Origin of the sequence: Paenibacillus terreus (genome assembly GCF_042138595.1) — a bacterium.
Classification (GTDB): Bacteria; Bacillota; Bacilli; order Paenibacillales; family Paenibacillaceae; genus Paenibacillus; species Paenibacillus terreus.
Window position 1 is genome coordinate 42,424 of the sequence record NZ_JBHIRX010000015.1, and the last position, 19,840, is coordinate 62,263.

A 19,840-nucleotide genomic window follows, 5' to 3' on the forward strand; every position below is an offset into this window, starting at 1 on the left:
GCTGGGTTGACTTTCAGAATGTTTGGTTGGAGTAAGTCGCAATGTTCCACATTGACCTATATTGTTCTACGAGGTACAATAGTGATGTATAAATTTGAAAGACTCCTTACCAATTTCCGTAACGAGTGTTCAAATGATTTTTTCGGAAGAAAAGGGACCCTAACCGCCAAATTAAGGGTCTCTTTTCGTTTATTTCTTAGAATAATGAGCTGTTCTACCGTTAGTATTTAAATTTGACCGTCAGATCCTGCAGCTTCTGTGACATATCCGACAAGGTTGAAGCCAGGCTGGTGATCTGCTGCATGGAAGCCAGCTGCTCTTCCGCGGATGCCGCAATATTCTGCGAGTTGTCCGCCGCTTGAACGGCCAGGCTTGAGACGTTTTCTCCGCTCGCCGATATTTCCTGGGCACTTGCGGTGATTTGCTGCGCGATGCTTGCCAGCTCCTCCGTTTGCTGAGCAATGTGACTTGTAGAAGTCACAATTTTGTTGAACTGCTGCTCTGTCTCATTGGCGATTTGAATACCGGAGTCGACATCCAGCTTTACGCGTTCCATGGTCTTAAGCGAATGTTCCATATCTATGCGCATGTCCTGAATCAACCGGGCAATCTGCTCGGAAGACTGGTTCGATTGTTCCGCAAGCTTGCGCACTTCTTCAGCAACTACGGAGAAACCGCGGCCCTCTTCGCCTGCACGGGCAGCCTCAATCGAAGCGTTGAGTGCAAGGAGGTTGGTCTGCTTTGCAATATCCGTAATGGCATGCAGCATCGTATCGATCTGTTGGGTACGATCGTCCAGCTGCCTCATCACCGCATCGGTTTCATTTACGGAATGGTTGATCAAGCCCATTTGCTTTACAGTATGCTGCACGGCAGTTCCGCCAATGCTTGCCATTTCCATCGCCTCTGCAGAAGATTCAGCAATGGTCATGGAGCTCTCCGTGATTCGCTGCATTCCAATTGAAATTTCCTCCAGCGAGCTGGTTGTTCTCTGAAGCATCGCTTGCTGTTCCTTTGCCCCGGCCGCTGATTCCTGGATCGCGACGGTGATATGTTCCGTTGCCTGTCCGGTGTGCTCTGCCCCAAGGGTCAATTCTTTTGAGGATGAGGCTACCTGTTTTGTGGACAGATTTACTTCACGGATCAGATGTCGCATATTTTTAATCATATGATTGAAGTCCTGCGCAAGCTCGCCAATCTCATCCTTTGACTTCAGTTTGACTTCTTCGACCGTTAAATCACCGTCTGCAACGGCGTTAAGCCGCTTTGCGATCAGGAGAATAGGTTTCGTAAAACGCCCGGATATCAAGCTTACGATAATTGCTCCCAGAACAACCGCCACAGCCGCAATAACCAGAACAAGATAGAGGACTTGGGTGGCGCCACTGTTAAACTCGCTTAGATATGCGCCGGAACCGATAATCCATCCCCAATGAGGATCCATTTCAACATACGATACTTTCGTTTCCACTTGATTTGTACCAGGCAAAGCCCACTTATAAGTGACAAACCCGCCGCCGCTTGTACCGACTTCAACGAGTTTTTTTCCCAGATGCACACCATCCTCCGTTACAACATCCGTTAAATTCTGGCCTTCATTTGAAGGGTTCATCACCGAAACGGCATCCTTGCTGACTGCCCATGGATAACCCGTTTCTCCTACCGTATATTCGCTCTTGATCGGTCGTTTGTTATCAGCATTTTGGGCACCGAGCAGCTCGCCGCGCAGCTTTTCCTGTGCCTGCTCCAGTGTTAAATCCCCGTTCTCGACTTGCTCATTGAGCAGATTAATCATGCCAATGACCATATGCACGCTATGTTCAAGCGCGGCCTTGCCTGATTCATTCAATTCTTTTTTGGAGCCTAAATAAGAGCTGGCCCCAATCACGAAAGTAGGTACAATTAAAATAATCAAGCACAATATGATTAGCTTCGTTCTTAATGATCTCAACTTCATGATGGATCCTATCTTTGTTTTCACTGTATTTCCCCCTCAGATATTGACTTACAGACTCAACCACGGCTATCGTAGTTAATCAAATAAAAAGGCTGTATATCATATATCGTAATAACGTGGCGGGAAATGAAGTCCCCATCAGCGGCACTTTCATGTTATCCGCCGGATTCGCCCGTATGCTTGAGGCGGGGGAGATGAAAATGCGACAGTATCGTAACATTGCAAGCCGAATATAAAAACGGGCGTCCCTCGTGAGAGGCGCCCGTTATTCATTGTTTTACTATTTTTTTACCCGCTGATCAACCCTTTTTCAATCAGGAAGTCACGTGCTACATCTTCTTCCTTCAGCCCCTCAATATCAACCTGCCCATTCAGCTTCTGCATATCTTCTTCTGAAATCGTGCCGCCGAGCTGGTTAATAACTTCTTTCAGCTCCGGATATTGGTCCAGCGTATCCTTGCGAATGACCGTTCCCGCATCATAAGGGGGGAAGAACTGCTTGTCATCATCCAAAATGGCCAGGTTGTGGGCTTCGATTTGGGCATCTGTGGAATAGGCGTTGGTTACGTCCGTTTCCCCTTCGCTGATCGACCGATACATGATGCCGTGGTCCATACCTTTGGCATCTTTAAAGTTCATGCCATACAGCTTCTTAATGCCGGGATACCCGTCTTCACGATCCAAAAATTCAAATTCAACCCCCAGCACGAGGCCCTGCGACACCTTTGCCAGATCACTGAAGGTTTTGAGATGATATTTCTCGGCCGTTTCCTTCGTTACAGCCAGTGTATACGTGTTGTTGAACCCGAACGGTGCCAAAAATTCCAGTCCGTCCTTCTCCACAAGCTCTTTCGTCTTCGTAAGTGTCTCTTCGGAAGTTCCCGTCTCCTGTTGATAGTAGTTGGCGACAATTGTGCCGGTATAGTCCGGATACAGCTGGATTTCATTGTTTTTAAGCGCGCCCCAGGCAACGTTCGAACCGCCCAGGTTGACTTTGCGTACTACCGACAGATCTGTTTTATCTTCAATTAAGTCGGCTATCATATGCGCAAGCAGTATGTTTTCCGTAAAGTTTTTGGAGCCGATGGTGATGGTGCCGCCGCTTGCGGTATTGTCGCCGGCGGCGCTTGAACCACCACAGGCCGCGAGCAGAAGCAGGAGAGATGCCAAAATCATGGTCAACAGCGTTCTTATTTTCGTATTCATCGTTGTCCTCCCTTTTGTAAGAGCTTATGAAATCAGACCTTAAGGCCTTTCGGTGTTGTTGCTTTTTCCAGCAGTCCGAGCAAATAATCCATGAGCAGCGCAAGCAGCGCCGCAGGTATGGCACCGAGCAGTGTGAGTGCCTCGATATTTCTCTGGATACCGAGGAATATAAATTCACCCAGTCCTCCTGCCCCGATAAAGGCAGCCAGCGTTGCCGTCCCCACATTGATCACGGCCGCCGTTCGAATTCCCGCCATAATCACGCTAAAAGACAGGGGCAGCTGCACCTTGAATAAGATTTGCCAGCTTTTCATGCCCATCCCCCGTGCGGCTTCCACAATCGACTTATCGACATCGGTGATGCCCGCATATGTGTTGCGGATGATGGGAAGCAGCGAATAGAGGAAGAGGGCGGCAATGGCCGTCTTCATGCCGATTCCGAATAAAGGGATCATGAAGCCGAGCATGGCCAGGCTGGGAATGGTCTGCAGGATGCCGGCCACCCCGAGTACAGTGCCTTTCAACGGTTTCATACGTGTGATCAGGATACCTAGCGCAATACCGATGACGACCGCCAGCAGCATGGACAACAGCACCAGCTGGATGTGTACGCCAAGCGACTGAAGCAGGTCTTCCTTACGACTGTCGAATTGTTTCAGCATCTGTTCCCATAACGTCAAATCTCTCATTTTTCCATCTCCCCCTCGCCGACCCATTTGGAGGCAAAAGCGGTAAGAAGACTGCTTCTGGTCACAATGCCTGCAATTTTGTCCTCATCGGTGACAACCGGAATAATTCCAAATGGCGCATCGGTAATGAGTGCCAGAGCGTCTCTTGCCGTTGCCGTATCCTTCAGCACCGCCTGCAGCGGTGTCATGATCTCATCAATGGTACGGATTTCTTCTATTTTGGAGGAAATATCATAAGCCGAAACAATACCGAGCAGATTGCCCGCATCATTGACAACCAGCAGAGTATCGGTTCTGCGCTGGCGCATAAAGGTAAGTGCCTTGCCTGGCGCACGTCCCGGATAGGTTATGGATGGATTGGTACGCATGACGTCCGTGACCGGAATAAATTCGGGGTTTTGAAAAAGGCGGTTTTTACCGATGAAACTTTCTACGAAATCGTTGGCAGGCTGGCTCAGGATTTGATCTGGTGTATCCAATTGGACCAGTTCACCATCTTTCAGAATGGCAATCTTGTCACCGAGCTTTAGAGCTTCCTCCATATCATGGGTGACAAAAACAATCGTTTTATGGAGCTCCTGCTGCAGTCTCAGCAGCTCATCCTGCAGCTGCTCGCGCGTGATCGGATCAAGTGCTCCGAAAGGTTCATCCATCAGAACGATTTCGGGATCGGCCGCCAGTGCCCTGGCAACGCCGACGCGCTGCTGCTGGCCCCCGGACAGCTGCTTGGGATAACGCTTGGCGAACACGGCGGGATCAAGCCCGACCAGACGAAGCATTTCATTGACTCGTTCCTTTTTTCTGGCCGCGTCCCAGCCTTTGAGCTGTGGAATCAGTCCCACATTGTCTTCAATCGTGTAATGGGGGAATAAACCGATTTGCTGAATGACATAACCAATATTTCTGCGGAGTAGATCGGGGTTCTCTTTCGTAATGTCCTTGCCCTTCAAAAAAATTGTTCCTGACGTATGCGGCACGAGACGATTGATCATTTTCATTGTAGTCGTTTTACCGCAGCCGCTTGGTCCGATGAGCACCAGAATTTCACCAGCAGAGATTTCAAAATTCATGTTCTTGACAGCCTGATACCCGTTGGAATACTGCTTGCTGACTTGTTCGAATTTAAGCATGAATACCCCTTTCATTAAATAATCTTTGTGTAAAATTGATTTTTTGTAATTATAACAAGCAGCATCCATACTGACAACCCAAATTAATAATATAAGTTGTTTGTATATTATTGTAAATTCAAGTGAACGCAAAAAAAGACGGCCCTGTTCAATCACTTCAAGGGTCGTCATTTCGCTTTTTTCAAAGATTATGAATGTAAGACTTTGTTAAATATAGAATTCAGTCTGATTAATAAATTGTGCTGTTCGCTCATACATCTTCTCGTCCCCTACGACGACCAATGTATCATTTTCCCGCAAAATAACATGTGGACCCGGAGAGATCGACACTTCCGTCCCTCTGCGCAATGCGATGATGGTGGCGCCTGTATGCTGCCAGAACTGCAGCATGCCGATCGTTTTCCCTATAACATGTGACTTGTCGGAAATCCTGATCTCTACCGGGTTATACGGTTTGAGATTCTGAAGTCTGTCCGAAGTCTCTATAATTTCAGTAAGCAGGATGTCAAAGTGGCGATCCAACTTTTTCTTCTCGGATAAAAGCAACTGCAGGTCCTGCTTCAAAGAGTAGGCGGATTTTAGATAATGGTTCCTTGTTATATATTCATTTGCTTTTTCGTCCGAAATCACAATGATTTCCTTGCCTTGTGAAACCGATACGATTCCTTCCTCCTTCAGCAATCCTATGGACTTGCGGATGGTTTCCGGAGATACATGGTATTGACCTGCGAGTAAAGATCTCCCTGAGATTTTGGATCGAACGGGAAATTCTCCGCTAACGATTCTTTGTGCAATATCCAGTGCGATCGATTTATAACCTGCCATTTCCTGCATTGCCGACGTCTACCCCTTGCTCATGAAAATAAAAACTCACACACAGTATACCTCTTTTCATTATACAAATAAACGAAGTAAGATAATGAACGAATATTGCTGCTTTGTTCACTAATTAACAAATCAGGCTAATCTAACAATTGCATGTTACATATGCTTTTTTATAATAGTAGGCGTTAGTTCAATATTTCCCCATTAAAGCAAAGGAGCGGATCGGAGAATGGAATATGTAAAGCTCGGCAATACAGGTTTGGACGTATCACGGCTTTGTCTTGGCTGTATGGGCTTCGGTGTAGCAGAGCGGTGGGTGCATCCGTGGGTGCTGAATGAAGAGAACAGCCGGCCGATCATCAAAAAAGCGCTGGAGCTTGGCATCAACTTTTTTGATACGGCGAATGTATATTCCGACGGAACGAGCGAGGAGATCGTGGGACGGGCGTTAAAGGATTTTGCCAATCGGGATGAAATTGTGCTCGCGACAAAGGTTCATTTTCGCATGCATGAAGGTCCAAATGGAGCAGGGCTTTCCCGCAAGGCCATCATGAGTGAAATCGACAAGAGCTTGAAGAGACTGGGGACCGATTATGTGGATCTGTATCAGATTCACCGCTGGGACTATAACACGCCCATCGAAGAGACGATCGAAGCCTTGCATGATGTGGTGAAGGCAGGCAAAGCGAGATATATCGGGGCATCCGCCATGTATGCATGGCAGTTCCTGAAGGCGCTTCATGTCGCGGAGAAAAATGGATGGACCCGGTTCGTATCGATGCAGAATCATTACAACCTCATCTACCGTGAAGAAGAGCGCGAGATGCTGCCGCTGTGTAAGGCCGAAAAAATCGGCGTGATTCCGTACAGCCCGCTCGCATCCGGAAGATTGACACGGGATTGGTCGGAAAAAACGCATCGTTCCGAAACCGACCAGGTTCAGAAATCGAAATACGATGCTACAGCAGATGCTGACCGATCGATTGTGGAGAAGCTCGCGGAAATCGCAGACAAACGCGGCGTTCCGCGTGCCCACATTGCCATTGCCTGGCTGCTGCAGAAAGAGCCGGTGACGGCTCCTATTATCGGTGCCACGAAAATATCCCATCTCGAAGACGCGGCAGCTGCCCTGTCGGTGAAGTTAACTGCGGAAGAAATCGCTTCGCTGGAGGAGCCATATATTCCTCACCCCGTAGTTGGCGCTCTGTAAGCTGGAACGTTGAGCTGGTAAAATATAAGCCGCCAATCCTAAGTTTGGGATCGGCGGCTTTAGTTATTGTTTAATGTATTTTTTTTATACTCATCTCCCCATATTTCAAGTTCTCTTAGAACAGGTAAAAGTTTCAATCCCATTTCGGCTAATGAATATTCTACGCGTGGCGGGACTTCCGGGTACACTTTTCTATTTATGAGCTGAAAGCTCTCTAATCTACGGAGTTCTTTTGTTAAAGTAGCTTGTGTTAATTCTGGCATTTGACGATTCAATTCTCCAAAGCGAAGTATTCCTGTACTTAAATTGTATAGTATCCGAAGAGCCCATTTCCCTCCGAGTATTTTCTGCGCTAATGCAATTGGGCAGTCATCAAGATCGATTTTATTCATACTTCTCCACCTCCATACTATCATTTTAGATAGTACCTATTAAATTTAATCCTACTTGAGATATTTATTGTAACATTATAGTATGTACGTGTAAATGAGTCCCATGGGATAAGAAAAACGAAATGTAATTTTTCGAAGAAAGGTGATTATCATGATTACATCAACGGATTTCTGTAAGGTGCAAAAGCTGGACGATGATTTATATATCATTACTGAAGCTGGACTGGTGCATTTTTATCTTATCCTGGGGGAGAAGAAGGCGGTCTTAATTGACGCCGGCTTTGGCTTCGAGGACATAAGGCCTATCATCAGAAGTATAACCGATCTGCCGGTGATGCTGGTATTGACCCATGGCGATCCTGACCACAGCTACGGAAGCGAATATTTTGGAGATGTATGGCTGTACCAGCCGGACTACGGTCAGATTATGGGTTTTGACACAAAGCAAGAAAGGCAGTTCGCGGCTGAGTTGGGAGTACAATTTCTGAAAGAAAATAACCCTGAAGCCATTGAACGTTTCGATAGCAAAGCATTTGCTGAAAAGAGCCTGCTCCGAGTCCTGACTCCGCATTTTGTAAAGGATGGAGAATTGTTTGACTTGGGCGGAAAGACTTTGGAGGTAGTATTTACACCAGGGCATTCTTATGGACATATCATGCTGCTGGATAGGGCAAAAAAGAGACTTTTTTCAGGAGATATGATTTGTGATTACGTCATCATGTACTTTTTCGAATCAGATAGAAATGCACCGTTTTCCATGGCACTGGACAGCTGGAAAAAGATAAAACGATTAGAAAAGGACATCAAAGATATTTATAGCAGCCATGGACAGAACCCAATTACAATGGAATGGGTCGACGCATACATCGAATGTTTTTCGGGAGAATTTCAGCAGAATTATTTAAAGGATAAACCGTTTTCCAGGGGACATTTAGGCAGCGGGTACCAGCATATCTATAAAACCGTCAATATCCAATACTCCGATAAGAGACTGGAGGAATTTTTAGGACACAAAGTGGAACGAATTGATCTGTAGTGTCTCAGCCCGGTTTTCTTTTATGGAGGGAGGTATGCAAGCTGGAACGCCTATGGACCAAGTCGTTTGTGCTCATGACCATCGGGATGCTTTTTTTGTTCATCGCATTTTACTCGCTGCTTCCGACATTCCCCCAATTTATCAAACAGATTGGCGGAAAAGAGTCGCAGGTTGGGCTGGCGACGGGGGTGTTTATGCTGTCCGCGGTTATTTTTCGGCCGGTCGTTGGCGGGCTGCTGGATAGAGTCGGCAGGCGTCCGTTTATGATTTGGGGACTGCTTATTTTCGCTGTGGCGATGTATATGTATGACTGGGTCGGCGGAATCATCGTTCTGTTGGGGCTCCGGATCTTGCATGGGATGAGCTGGGCCTTTTCTACAACCGCGATGATTACAGCGGCTACGGACATGATCCCGGCCGCCCGCCGCGGAGAAGGGATGGGGTGGTTCGGCATGGCCATGACCCTGGCGATGGCCATCGGACCGATGTACGGACTCTGGGTTGCGGAGAATCTGTCATACCACACTCTTTTTCTCCTCGCCGTCGGACTCACCGCTGTATCGCTGCTTTTGACACTGGGAGCAAAAATGCCTTTTCAGCCTCAAACGGGCACACGAAAAATCGAGCTTTTCGAAAGGTCGGTTTTATCGATCACCATAGCGGTCTTTTTTCTGTCTATCGCTTACGGAGGCATTACCGCCTTTGTCGCGCTGTTCGCTAACTCCATCGGGGTGAATTCGGGCGTATTCTTTCTGGTTTATGCCGCCACGCTTGTCCTGATTCGCCCACTGGCAGGAAAACTGGCGGACCGGCACGGCGAGAGCTATGTCATTGTGCCGTCCCTTGTCATTGCGGTTGCGGCGTTGCTTGTCTTGAGCGTTGCAACCGGATTGGCCGGTGTTCTGGTTTCAGCGGTGCTCTACGGCATCGGCTTCGGTTCGGCTCAACCCGCCCTGCAAGCGGCGACGATTAACCTTGCCCGCCCGGACCGCAAAGGGGTTGCCAACGCTTCTTTGCTGACGGCTACCGATCTCGGCATCGGGCTGGGGGCGATTATACTGGGCTGGGTCTCGGAGCTTGCGGGCTACCAGGCCATGTTTATCGCTTGCGCCTTGTCATCAGGTATTTGCTTGCTGCTGTTTGTGATCTTTGTGAAACGTCTGTTGAAAAACAAAGCCGAACAGAACCGGGAGCAGCTCGCCCAGGGCAGCAGCTCCTAGAATGACGGGTTAGGTCATGCAAACAGAAGCCTCCATCCCCCTTAAAGGTGGTGTGGAGGCTCTTTTTCACATGAAAAACAGTCGTCAATTCATATATTGCTTGCGAAATTGCAGGGGGGACAAGCCAACGCCATGTTTGAAGCTGGATGAGAAGTAAGGCGCATTGCGGTAGCCGATCTCTTCCGATATGCGCTCCACTGACCAATCCGTGGTAATGAGCAGACGTTTTGCCCGTTCAAGCCGGAACTCGTGCAAATAGTCGGTGGGGGTGCGGCCATACTTCATTTTCATACAACGAATAATGTAATTGGGATGAAAGTGAAAAACATCGGCTAAAGTGTCGTTGGTGATTTTGTCCCTGTAGTTTTGCTGAATATAAGCTGCGACCCGTTCTGCCAATCGGGCGGGCCCTGATCTTATGTTGTTCGGGCCCCCTTCTTCTTCCAGCATCGCAAGCAGCCCGGCCAGTAAACGCTGCTCTTCCCAGAAAGAGTGATCCATCGACAGCGCCAATAACTGTTGGGCAAGGCTGAAGGCCGCCTGCGGGTTGGATAGCTTTGAATGCTTGGGGAGGCGCAGCGTATAAGGGTTGCCAAATGGCCGGGATGAATAGGACACCCCCTTGTTATAGGTATTTGTCGTCGACGAACTTTCATTTCTGCCTGTATGCTCAAAATGAACCCAGTAAAACACCGTATCCTGCTCGCAGGGCTTGACCGAATAATGTTCGCCATCCGGCAGCAGGAGCAATGTATTTCCAGCCGCCAGTGTCCACTGCTGGCCATTCTCTCCGATATGCAATTCCCCTTTGATCATGATCAGTAAATCGTAAATGCCCAGGTTTCTTCGATTCGGGTGATGATCACCAGTCCGGAACTCGGTCAGACCTGATCCCAAATAATAGGGAAGCGGCGGGGTTTTCAGCTCAATAACCGTCTCTCCGCTCAAGCAGCTCACTCTTTCTTTTGTGTTGTTTTTTATAAAAAAAGGTTCAATCCATTTCTATTCTGCCCATTGATCAAAGCATATAATTGAAAACGGAAAGGGTCAAATTCTATAGGAGGAATTCCATATGCAGAAAACTCAAGTTTACATTCAGGATGATTTCTGGGAAGATTATTCCGAGCTGATACGGCACACCGTCATTCCTTATCAATGGGAAGCTCTGAACGATAGAATAGAAGGAGCAGAGCCGAGCTACGCCATCCGGAATTTTCGGATCGCAGCGGGTCTGGAGGAAGGGGAATTTGGCGGTTGGATCTTTCAGGACAGCGATCTTTACAAATGGTTGGAAGCGGTTTCTTATTCGCTTCGTCATCATCCGGATCCGGAGCTGGAGCGGATTGCTGATGAAGCCATTGACCTGATTGGTCAGGCGCAGCACGACAACGGTTATCTGAACACCTATTTCACGATTAAGGAGCCCGGAAAGCAGTGGACGAATTTGTACGAAGCCCATGAGCTTTATTGTGCCGGCCATTTGATCGAAGCTGCGGTTGCTTATTACCAGGCTACAGGCAAGCGCAAACTGCTGGATATCTCCTGCCGTTTTGCTGATCTGATTGATAGATTGTTTGGCACGGAACCTGGTCAAATGCGGGCTTATTGCGGGCATCAGGAGATTGAACTGGCACTGGTCAAACTGCACGGGGTTACGGGAGAAGAGCGTTATTTGAACCTGAGCCTCTACTTTATTGACGAACGGGGAAGCAAGCCGAACTATTTTATTGAAGAATGGGAACGCCGCGGCAGGACGAGCATTTGGAATCATGGCACACCTAATCTTGAAGTGTATCAAAGCCATCTTCCTGTACGTGAGCAAACGGTTGCTGTTGGTCATTCTGTCCGTGCTGTCTATATGTATACCGCGATGGCTGATCTGGCGCGCCTGACGGGAGACGACAGTTTGCGCGAGGCCTGCGAGCGGTTATGGGCAAATGTGACCCGCAAGCAGATGTATATCACCGGCGGCGTCGGTGCGACTCATCTTGGCGAGGCCTTTACTTTCGATTATGATCTGCCCAACGATACGGTGTATGCGGAGACCTGTGCATCCATCGGCTTGATCTTCTGGGCGCGCCGGATGCTGCAATTGGAGGCAAAAAGCGAGTACGCCGATGTGATGGAGAGGGCGCTCTACAACAATGTGCTTGGCAGCATGTCCAGGGACGGAAAGCACTTCTTCTATGTGAATCCGCTCGAAGTATGGCCGGAGGCAAGCAGAAAAAATCCCGACAGGCACCATGTGAAACCTGTGCGCCAGAAATGGTTTGGCTGCTCCTGCTGTCCGCCGAACGTGGCTCGTCTGCTGAGTTCGCTTGGCGATTATATTTACGATGTCTCCGACGACGGGTCGACGGTATACGCTCATTTGTTTATCGGCAGCGAGATCAGCTTTGCAGCCCCTGACGGCTGTCAGGTAACCTTGCATCAACAGTCCCAATTACCTTGGGAGGGACGGACCGAATTCTCGGTTTCGCTTGCGAACGGTGCTGGTGCTGTCGGCACTGCATTTGAACTCGCACTTCGAGTCCCCGACTGGTTCCAGAACGGACGTCCTGTATTGAAAGTAAACAGGGAAATTCAAGATTATCGCGTGGAAAATGGTTATGCGAAAGTTGAACGAACCTGGTCAGAAGGAGATACTTTGGAATGGCTGCTCCCCATGGAGGCAAAGCTGATCGCTGCCCATCCGCAAATCCGTGCAAACGCCGGCAAAGCCGCCATTCAACGCGGTCCGCTCGTCTACTGCGTCGAAGAAGCGGATAACGGGGCACCGCTGGCCTCGCTGTCATTGGCAGAGGAGCCGAAACTGTCAGAACGCCGGATACCGGAACTGCTCGGAGGCTGTGTCGTTGTCGAAGCTGACGGGCTGGCTGCCGATCATTCCGTGTGGCCGGAAGATGAGCCATATCAGCCTTTCAGGAAGCAGACGGCGCCCGTCCGTTTCAAGGCGATTCCTTATTATTTATGGGGCAACCGTCAGCCAGGGGAAATGAGCGTCTGGCTGCGCTGCTGATGTAATATTTTCTGGAATAGCCTGAAGGTTCCCGGGTGAAATACCCGCGGCCTTCAGGTTTTTGGCCCTTACAAGCTCTGCATGGATGGATAGGAAAAACCGTCTGGAGATGAATGCATGAACCCGGAGAATGGATGGAAGCCCCGCATCGAACGAATGACGTTGAAAAACCGGATTCTTCTGCTTTTTGTGGCATCGACACTGATCCCTTTTATCTGCACCTGCTATCTATCCTACAAAACCATCAATTCCATTCTGAACACAAAGCTGCAGTCCGGCATTCAAAGCAATCTGAAGCAGGTGACGCTGTCGCTTGAGAACACATTGAACAACCTGAATCATGTTTCGCAGCAGCTCGCCTTCGAAGGCAATATCGGCAAGCAGCTGGAGCGGTTCATGATCGCAGATCAGCCCTATGACCGCAGCTATCTGACGGATCAGATCAAGTACCAGCTTAATCTGGTTACATTCACCAATCCCAATATCGGTCTGACGATGTATTACTTTCATAATGACCGTTCGTTTCTCTTTGAGACTACGGGTGTAAAGGAATCCTTTAATATTGACCGTCTTCCCGTTATCGCTTCCTATTACGGCATCACTTATTATGGGCCGCATCTCAGCAACGACCAGTTCAATAATCAATATGTGCTCTCCGCATTGCGCAAGGTCGAGCTGCCGGAGCGGGGGGATGCATATGTCTACATCGAATCCGGATTTAAGCTGACACAGAGCATTCTCGACCTTGACGGAGTCAGCAAAAACGCGAATCATCTGATCCTCGACAACAATGGAAGGATCTCGTATAGCGAGTTGAAAGACGTTTTTCCTGAAAACACCATGTTCCCGGGTTTGCGATCTCCGCCCCTGGGTTCCGGCGAGACTGCCGAATATTATTGGTACCGCCAAATCAGCAATCAGGGCTGGAGCGTGGTGTCCCTGATCTCCAAGGCCGATTACAATAAGGAGAAAAATCGCTGGATTGTACAGATGCTGGCGTTGTTCCTGCTGTTCACCACCGTCAGTCTCGTGTTTGGCTGGCTCTTGTGGAAAATGGTGTACCGGCCTCTGTCCAAATTTAACAAGGAAATCAAACGGATGGCCAACAGTAATTTCGATGCCGTAACTACGCAATCACGGATACCGGAATTTGAAATGCTGTTAACCCAGTTCCAGCATATGAAGCTGCAGATTGCACAGCTGTACTCAGAGGTGCAGATGAAGGAGAAACGCAGGGCGGATCTGGAGATTGAGAAGCTGCTCTACCAGATTAACCCGCATTTTCTGATGAATACGCTGGATACGGCCCACTGGCTTGCCGTAATGAATGGACAGGAGGAAATTGACCGTCTTGTCACCTCATTGAACAAACTCCTTTATTACAATCTTCGTAAAGGCAATCAGATTTCGACGATTCGGGAAGAGATTGATTCGCTCAAGCATTATCTTACATTGCAGCAAATCCGTTACAACTTTCAGTTCGATGTCCGTATACACGTAAATGATGAACTGCTCGATGTAAACGTTCCTAGATTCATTTTACAGCCCTTGGTTGAAAATGCGCTGTATCACGGGCTGGATGATGAGGGCAGGATTGAAGTTGAAGTCAGCAGGAATGAGCGGCTTGAGATTGCCATTCAGGACAACGGCGCAGGCATTTCTGAGGAGACGATCTCCGCATTGCTCGAGCAGGAACAAACGGAACGCCAGCGGGCGGGAATGGGAATCGGATTGAATTATGTGAAGCGTATGCTGGAATCTTACTATGAAGGGAATGCCAGTCTTACGGTATCCAGTGAAATGGGCAAAGGCACCCGGATCGTCATCCGGCTGCCAATCAACAGAGAAGGAGAATAATGCAGCATGATTGATGTGCTCATCGTTGATGATGATAAGCTGGTACGCAAAGGGCTCATGTCTGCCATGCCATGGGATTCCTTCGGCATGAGAGTGATCGGTGAGGCGGCGAATGGCGAGAAGGCGCTTGAATTTCTGAAGGAAAACCACGTAGATCTGTTAATGACCGATGTGGCGATGCCGGTCATGTCAGGCATCGAATTGATCCGCATCGTTCGCAAACGTTATCCGGATATGGCCATCGCCGTGTTGACCCTGCACCAGGATTTTGAATACATTCAGGAAGCGCTGCGTTTGGGGGCCGTCGACTATATCGCCAAGGTTCAGCTTGAAAAGGAGCGGTTCGAGGAGGTGCTTGGCCGCATTCATGGGCTCATCCTTAATCAAAGGAGGAAGCCGCCCAATGAACCGGCATCCGTTGATCAAGACGTTTATCCGCTCGATACGGCATACGCCGTTCTGGGGCTGGGGGATCATCCTCTTGTAAATGGGCCCAGACAGCATTCGCAGGGCTGGAGAGTGGAGGCGGACGGACATATTTTGCTGTGGACGCCAGACCTTCGGGAAGAGCTATGGACAGAAGTGAACTCAGATCGAGAATGGCTTCCGCCGCTGCCGGATCAAGCTCTTGATGCTGACTGGAGACTGGTGCGGCTGAGGCATATCGCCGGGCTAACACAGTTTGACCTGCTGCAGATGGTTCGCAATTACAGGCAAAGGGATTTCTTCTATGATTGTAACGGATATGAGACAAATCCAATCGAGAAATCCGTTCAGGAATTGCAGGCTGACCAGCCGGAGCCATCTGAACGAGAGATAGAAGCCGTGAAGGAAATACTGCATGCCTTTCGCTGGGTTCATGACAGCCAGTCTTTTGAAGAGCTGTGCAGCCAACTGAGGAAGCTCAGGCTGCCAGCTTCAAAACTGATGCAGCTGCTCTACGGTTTTATTGTGGATTGGTCCCGGCTATTTAAAGCTCTTGCGAAAACGGGGATCACGCTGCCCGACACATTCTTGTGCTGGAGTGAGGTTGTTGCATGGATGGGAGGCTTCAGAGAAGTGGCGGCCACGTTATCCGGTCACCTGCAGCTCAGCAGGGAAGTGACTGTCAGCATCATGTCTGCCGTAAAAATCGCACATGACGAGCTTGAATTTCCGCTGTTCGCGGTTGATGTCGCGAAACGGGTCAATCTGAGCCGCAGCTATTTTAACCAATGCTTCAAGGCGATTGTCGGGTATTCATTCAACGAATATCTGCGCAGGGTACGAATAGACAAGGCGCGGGAATATCTTGCGCAGACTGCTAAACCGATTGTGTGGATTGCCGAGCATACCGGATATGCAGACGAGAAATATTTCAGCAGGATCTTTCGTGAACAGACAGGCTTGCTGCCGAGCGAATACCGGAATCGGCACAGACAAAGGTAGAGTGATGAACGGCATATAGGGGGAGGAATGAATGGTAAGCGCTATCATTTCCGTTCATTTCTCCCCCTATGTTTCGTTCTTGGCTCTACTCATTCACGATTCAGAACATGTTATATTGATGTTGCTTGACAATACTGACAACGCGACAGAAGGGGGAAATCAGCTTGGCCAAGAAATTTGTCCTGATTGCAATGACTTTGCTGCTGATCATGTTAAGCGCTTGCAGCGGCACGAATGGCAAGGAGACCGAATCCGCTGCGGGCAGCACAACGCCCGGCACTTCAGATGGAGACAATGAACCCGGCGATCCGTTTGGTAAATACCCCGAGACGATTACCCTTACGTACGGTAAATCCGTAGATCCTACAGACAAAAGTTTGCCTGCCGGAGATACACCGGAAATTAATCAGTATTCCCGTTATGTCAAGGAACACCTGAATATTGACACCAAGGTGACCTGGCAGGCTGCAACCGGTACGAATTATGATCAGAAAGTGAATCTGGCCATCTCCAGCAATGACCTGCCGGACGCGCTCGTAGTCAAGGACACCCAGTTGAGAGCGATGGTGAAATCCGGCCAGCTTGCTGACCTTACAGATGTATTTAATAAATACGCTTCACCGGCGATGAAAAGCTATATGGAGAAGACAAATGGTGTCTCGAGCGAAGCGGTTACTTTTGACGGAAAAATGTATGCGATTCCAAGCATACAGGTGCAGTCCGATGGTGTCCACCAAATGTGGATTCGCAAGGATTGGCTCGACAAGCTCGGTCTGCAGCCCCCGAAGACGATGGAGGAGCTTGAGAAGGTCGCGAAGGCGTTTGTCGAGCAGGACCCGGACGGCAACGGGCAGAAGGATACGATCAGCATTGCCGGACAGCAGAACGGGGACCGGTTGTATGCGAATTTTCTTGAATCCACGAATAATACGTATGGTCTTGATCCGATCTTTGGCGCCTATAAATCCTATCCCGGCTTTTGGGTGAAGGATGCTTCCGGCAATCCAGTTTACGGCTCCACCCTTCCGGAGACGAAGCAGGCGCTGGCCAAGCTGCGCGATATGTACGCGAACGGGCTGATTGACAAAGAAATCGGCATCCGGAAAAGCGCTTCTGAACCCGTTGTCAACGGCAAGGCAGGCATATTCTTCGGCCCATGGTGGATGGGGTACGGACCGATTGGGGATGCGATCAAGAATGATCCCAAGGCCAACTGGCAGTCCTATCTGCTGCCGCTGGATGCAGACGGACAGTTCAATGCCCACATGGGTGCGCCGTCCACGGTATTTGTCGTTGTCCGCAAGGACTACGAGCATCCCGAGGCGGTTATTAAAATGCTGAATCTGCTGATCCGTGATGAATCGAAGCTCGATATTACCGTCCCCATCGGCTACTATCCGCTGCGCGTCCCCATGTCTTATACGGACGAAAGCGAATATTCCGCCAAAGCGCTGCAGGATATTTTATCAGGGGCGAAAAAACCGGAGGACTTCACAGATCCGGGCTACAAGCTGCTCGCGGCTGACATTCAGAACGTGAAGAAGGTCAAAAAAGAGCCGTATGACAATATGGACATTCAATATTGGGATCCGCAGGCAGATCTCGGGATCTGGAGCCGCATATACTCGCTCCTCGTTGGAGCCGCTCCGCTGCAGCAGGACTACAACAAGGTATACAGCGTGATCTATTCGCAGACAAGAACGATGGAGAGCCGCTGGTCCAATCTCAAGAAGATGGAAGATGAGACCTTTTTGAAGATTATTATGGGCGCAGCTCCCATCGATGATTTTGATAAGTTCGTTGACGATTGGAAAAGGCAGGGCGGTGACAGGATTACGGAGGAAGTGAAGGATTATATGAAATAAAAACGATGCTGGCAGGGACGCGGCGGGCCAATCCGGCGCGTCCTGCTGGTCATGCAGACTGAAGGAGGTGCGAAAAGGTGAGAAACAGAGGTTTTGCCAAGCATTATTACATCATGCTTCTGCCCGGTTTCGTCTGGTTGCTGCTGATCAATATCATTCCCATGTTCGGGATTGTCATCGCTTTTCAGGACTTTAATCCCGGACAGGGGTTCTTCAAATCGGAATGGATCGGACTTGAAAATTTTGATTATATGTTCAGCCTGAACGATACGCGAGTTATTTTCTTTAATACCGTATTTATTGCCGTCATGAAGATCGCGGGTAACCTCATTGTGCCGCTTTTGTTCGCCATTATGCTGAACGAGCTTCGCTTAATGGTGGTTAAACGGTGGATTCAGACGATTGTCTACCTGCCGCACTTTTTATCCTGGGTGATTCTTTCCGGCATCCTGCTGGATGTATTCTCCTACACAGGACCTGTGAATGGATTGTTAAAGCTGTTTGGCGTGGAGCCGGTGCTTTTTTTCGCCCGTGCGGACCTGTTTCCCTTTATCGTTGCAGGCAGCGATGTGTGGAAAGAGTTTGGTTTTAACACCATTATTTATTTGGCGGCATTAACGGGTATCAACCCATCTCTATATGAGGCTGCTTCCATCGATGGGGCGTCCCGGCTACGCCGGATTTGGCATGTCACGCTTCCGGGGCTGAGAACGACCATTGTGCTGCTTGCTGTATTAAGTCTCGGAAACGTGTTGAATGCGGGATTTGATCAAATTTTTAACATGTACAATCCGCTGCTCTATTCGACAGGTGACATTATCGATACATGGGTATACCGTGAAGGGCTGTTGAACATGCAATACGGGCTCGCGACAGCGGTCGGGTTGTTGAAATCGGTGGTCAGCTTTATTCTGATCATCGTGTCTTACGTGCTGGCGTCGAAGTTTGCAAATTACCGGATATTCTGACAAAGGAGTCACCATATGATAAGAGAAAAGACACTGCGCTCCAGACTGTTCGATACCCTTCTTCTGATCGTATTGCTCCTGATCGCTTTTGTTTGTATTCTGCCGCTGTGGTATACGCTGGCTGTCTCTCTCAGCGAGAAATCGGCTGCGGCGGCAGGGCAGGTGTGGCTGTGGCCGGTAGGCTTTAATTTTAATTCATACCGGCAAATTATCGGCGACAGCTCCTTTTTTAACTCCTTCTGGATCTCTATCCAGCGCGTTGTACTGGGTGCGTTGATCACTTTTGTTGTCACTACCTTGATGGCATATCCGCTGTCCCGCAGCACCCGGGAATTCCGGCTGCGCAATGTGTTCATGTGGATTCTCGTTTTCACGCTGCTGTTTAATGGAGGTTTAATTCCCTGGTATATGACGGTGAAGGCGCTTGGATTGTATGATACGATCTGGGCACTCGTGCTTGGGGGCGGTGTTCCGGTGTTCAACGTCATCCTCATTGTGAACTTCTTCCGTAATTTGCCGAAGGAGCTGGACGAGGCGGCGCTCGTTGACGGAGCCGGTCCGTGGCGGATGCTGATTATGATGTATATTCCTTTGGCGGTGCCGGTGCTGGCCACGGTTACACTGTTCACCATCGTATACCATTGGAATGAATTTTTTCACGGTCTTGTTTTGACTTCCGGACAGGATCACTACCCGCTGCAAACGTTAATCCAGCAATTCGTTGTGGTCATTGATTCTGCCAATATGACGGAGGATCAATACAAGCGGTTAAATGAGCTTTCCAATCAAACGCTTAACGCGGCGAAAATTTTTATCGCCATGCTTCCTGTGCTTGTGGTATACCCGTTCCTGCAACGTTTTTTCATTCATGGAATTACGCTGGGGTCAGTTAAGGAATAGAGGAAAAATATCAAGAGGATAGATGGTTAAGAGGCCGCGGCACTGCGGCTTTTTTTGTGCGACGGAACTCGGCTTCTTATTAAACTTCCGCTAACGGATAGTTATGTTTAGTTGAAGTTAACTGTGTTACAATGGAAA

Annotated in this window: 16 protein-coding genes; 9 read left to right on the forward strand and 7 right to left on the reverse strand. The window is 49.0% G+C overall.

Annotated features, from left to right (window positions below; genetic code table 11):
- Positions 1-220: 220 nt before the first annotated feature.
- The 5 genes from ACE5KN_RS22585 to ACE5KN_RS22605 all read right to left on the reverse strand — a co-directional run bounded on the left by ACE5KN_RS22585 (position 221) and on the right by ACE5KN_RS22605 (position 5,807).
- Entirely contained in the window at positions 221-1,957 is a 1,737-nt protein-coding gene (locus tag ACE5KN_RS22585; protein ID WP_375533157.1) for a methyl-accepting chemotaxis protein, read from the reverse strand.
- A 288-nt stretch (positions 1,958-2,245) separates the two neighbouring features.
- Positions 2,246-3,163, reverse strand: coding sequence for a glycine betaine ABC transporter substrate-binding protein (locus ACE5KN_RS22590; RefSeq protein WP_375527925.1), 918 nt, complete (start codon positions 3,161-3,163; stop codon positions 2,246-2,248).
- A gap of 32 nt (positions 3,164-3,195) precedes the next feature.
- Positions 3,196-3,852 carry an ABC transporter permease gene (locus tag ACE5KN_RS22595; RefSeq protein ID WP_375527926.1) on the reverse strand — a complete coding sequence of 219 codons (657 nt, stop codon included), beginning with the start codon at positions 3,850-3,852 and terminating at the stop codon, positions 3,196-3,198.
- Positions 3,849-4,982 carry an ABC transporter ATP-binding protein gene (locus tag ACE5KN_RS22600; protein ID WP_375527927.1) on the reverse strand — a complete coding sequence of 378 codons (1,134 nt, stop codon included), beginning with the start codon at positions 4,980-4,982 and terminating at the stop codon, positions 3,849-3,851. The genes ACE5KN_RS22595 and ACE5KN_RS22600 overlap by 4 nt, the downstream gene beginning before the upstream one ends.
- A 207-nt stretch (positions 4,983-5,189) precedes the next feature.
- Positions 5,190-5,807 (reverse strand): GntR family transcriptional regulator, encoded by a 618-nt coding sequence (locus tag ACE5KN_RS22605; RefSeq protein WP_375533158.1) that lies wholly within the window; start codon positions 5,805-5,807, stop codon positions 5,190-5,192.
- Between the two features lie 229 nt (positions 5,808-6,036).
- Between ACE5KN_RS22605 and ACE5KN_RS22610 the strand changes: the two genes are divergently transcribed.
- On the forward strand, positions 6,037-7,017 hold the full coding sequence (locus ACE5KN_RS22610) for an aldo/keto reductase (RefSeq protein ID WP_375527929.1): 981 nt from the start codon (positions 6,037-6,039) through the stop codon (positions 7,015-7,017).
- A 59-nt stretch (positions 7,018-7,076) separates the two neighbouring features.
- On the opposite strand, the gene ACE5KN_RS22615 is transcribed toward ACE5KN_RS22610, so the two are convergent.
- Positions 7,077-7,409 (reverse strand): winged helix-turn-helix transcriptional regulator, encoded by a 333-nt coding sequence (locus ACE5KN_RS22615; RefSeq protein WP_375527930.1) that lies wholly within the window; start codon positions 7,407-7,409, stop codon positions 7,077-7,079.
- A gap of 151 nt (positions 7,410-7,560) precedes the next feature.
- Between ACE5KN_RS22615 and ACE5KN_RS22620 the strand changes: the two genes are divergently transcribed.
- Both ACE5KN_RS22620 and ACE5KN_RS22625 read left to right on the forward strand, forming a co-directional pair.
- The gene (locus ACE5KN_RS22620; protein WP_375527931.1) at positions 7,561-8,445 is read left to right on the forward strand and encodes an MBL fold metallo-hydrolase; all 885 of its coding nucleotides are present in this window, start codon (positions 7,561-7,563) and stop codon (positions 8,443-8,445) included.
- A gap of 41 nt (positions 8,446-8,486) precedes the next feature.
- Positions 8,487-9,665, forward strand: a complete 1,179-nt coding sequence (locus ACE5KN_RS22625; RefSeq protein WP_375527946.1) for an MFS transporter — start codon at positions 8,487-8,489, stop codon at positions 9,663-9,665.
- Positions 9,666-9,749: 84 nt separating this feature from the next.
- Here the strand turns inward: ACE5KN_RS22625 and ACE5KN_RS22630 are convergent, their stop codons facing one another.
- Positions 9,750-10,613 (reverse strand): helix-turn-helix domain-containing protein, encoded by an 864-nt coding sequence (locus ACE5KN_RS22630; RefSeq protein WP_375527932.1) that lies wholly within the window; start codon positions 10,611-10,613, stop codon positions 9,750-9,752.
- Positions 10,614-10,737: 124 nt separating this feature from the next.
- Between ACE5KN_RS22630 and ACE5KN_RS22635 the strand changes: the two genes are divergently transcribed.
- The 6 genes from ACE5KN_RS22635 to ACE5KN_RS22660 all read left to right on the forward strand — a co-directional run bounded on the left by ACE5KN_RS22635 (position 10,738) and on the right by ACE5KN_RS22660 (position 19,702).
- On the forward strand, positions 10,738-12,684 hold the full coding sequence (locus ACE5KN_RS22635; RefSeq protein WP_375527933.1) for a glycoside hydrolase family 127 protein: 1,947 nt from the start codon (positions 10,738-10,740) through the stop codon (positions 12,682-12,684).
- A 117-nt stretch (positions 12,685-12,801) separates the two neighbouring features.
- On the forward strand, positions 12,802-14,541 hold the full coding sequence (locus ACE5KN_RS22640) for a sensor histidine kinase (RefSeq protein WP_375527934.1): 1,740 nt from the start codon (positions 12,802-12,804) through the stop codon (positions 14,539-14,541).
- Positions 14,542-14,547: 6 nt separating this feature from the next.
- The gene (locus ACE5KN_RS22645) at positions 14,548-15,969 is read left to right on the forward strand and encodes a response regulator transcription factor (protein ID WP_375527935.1); all 1,422 of its coding nucleotides are present in this window, start codon (positions 14,548-14,550) and stop codon (positions 15,967-15,969) included.
- 164 nt (positions 15,970-16,133) lie between these two features.
- Positions 16,134-17,834 (forward strand): extracellular solute-binding protein, encoded by a 1,701-nt coding sequence (locus tag ACE5KN_RS22650; protein WP_375527936.1) that lies wholly within the window; start codon positions 16,134-16,136, stop codon positions 17,832-17,834.
- Between the two features lie 77 nt (positions 17,835-17,911).
- Positions 17,912-18,802, forward strand: a complete 891-nt coding sequence (locus tag ACE5KN_RS22655) for an ABC transporter permease (protein WP_375527937.1) — start codon at positions 17,912-17,914, stop codon at positions 18,800-18,802.
- Positions 18,803-18,817: 15 nt separating this feature from the next.
- Positions 18,818-19,702 carry a carbohydrate ABC transporter permease gene (locus tag ACE5KN_RS22660; protein ID WP_375527938.1) on the forward strand — a complete coding sequence of 295 codons (885 nt, stop codon included), beginning with the start codon at positions 18,818-18,820 and terminating at the stop codon, positions 19,700-19,702.
- Positions 19,703-19,840: the final 138 nt, after the last annotated feature.

Bases quoted from the DNA above. Each gene is read 5' to 3' on its own strand.
- ACE5KN_RS22585 (WP_375533157.1), bottom strand. From the start codon at position 1,957: ATGAAGTTGAGATCATTAAGAACGAAGCTAATCATATTGTGCTTGATT.
- ACE5KN_RS22590 (WP_375527925.1), bottom strand. From the start codon at position 3,163: ATGAATACGAAAATAAGAACGCTGTTGACCATGATTTTGGCATCTCTC.
- ACE5KN_RS22595 (WP_375527926.1), bottom strand. From the start codon at position 3,852: ATGAGAGATTTGACGTTATGGGAACAGATGCTGAAACAATTCGACAGT.
- ACE5KN_RS22600 (WP_375527927.1), bottom strand. From the start codon at position 4,982: ATGCTTAAATTCGAACAAGTCAGCAAGCAGTATTCCAACGGGTATCAG.
- ACE5KN_RS22605 (WP_375533158.1), bottom strand. From the start codon at position 5,807: ATGGCAGGTTATAAATCGATCGCACTGGATATTGCACAAAGAATCGTT.
- ACE5KN_RS22610 (WP_375527929.1), top strand. From the start codon at position 6,037: ATGGAATATGTAAAGCTCGGCAATACAGGTTTGGACGTATCACGGCTT.
- ACE5KN_RS22615 (WP_375527930.1), bottom strand. From the start codon at position 7,409: ATGAATAAAATCGATCTTGATGACTGCCCAATTGCATTAGCGCAGAAA.
- ACE5KN_RS22620 (WP_375527931.1), top strand. From the start codon at position 7,561: ATGATTACATCAACGGATTTCTGTAAGGTGCAAAAGCTGGACGATGAT.
- ACE5KN_RS22635 (WP_375527933.1), top strand. From the start codon at position 10,738: ATGCAGAAAACTCAAGTTTACATTCAGGATGATTTCTGGGAAGATTAT.
- ACE5KN_RS22640 (WP_375527934.1), top strand. From the start codon at position 12,802: ATGAACCCGGAGAATGGATGGAAGCCCCGCATCGAACGAATGACGTTG.
- ACE5KN_RS22645 (WP_375527935.1), top strand. From the start codon at position 14,548: ATGATTGATGTGCTCATCGTTGATGATGATAAGCTGGTACGCAAAGGG.
- ACE5KN_RS22660 (WP_375527938.1), top strand. From the start codon at position 18,818: ATGATAAGAGAAAAGACACTGCGCTCCAGACTGTTCGATACCCTTCTT.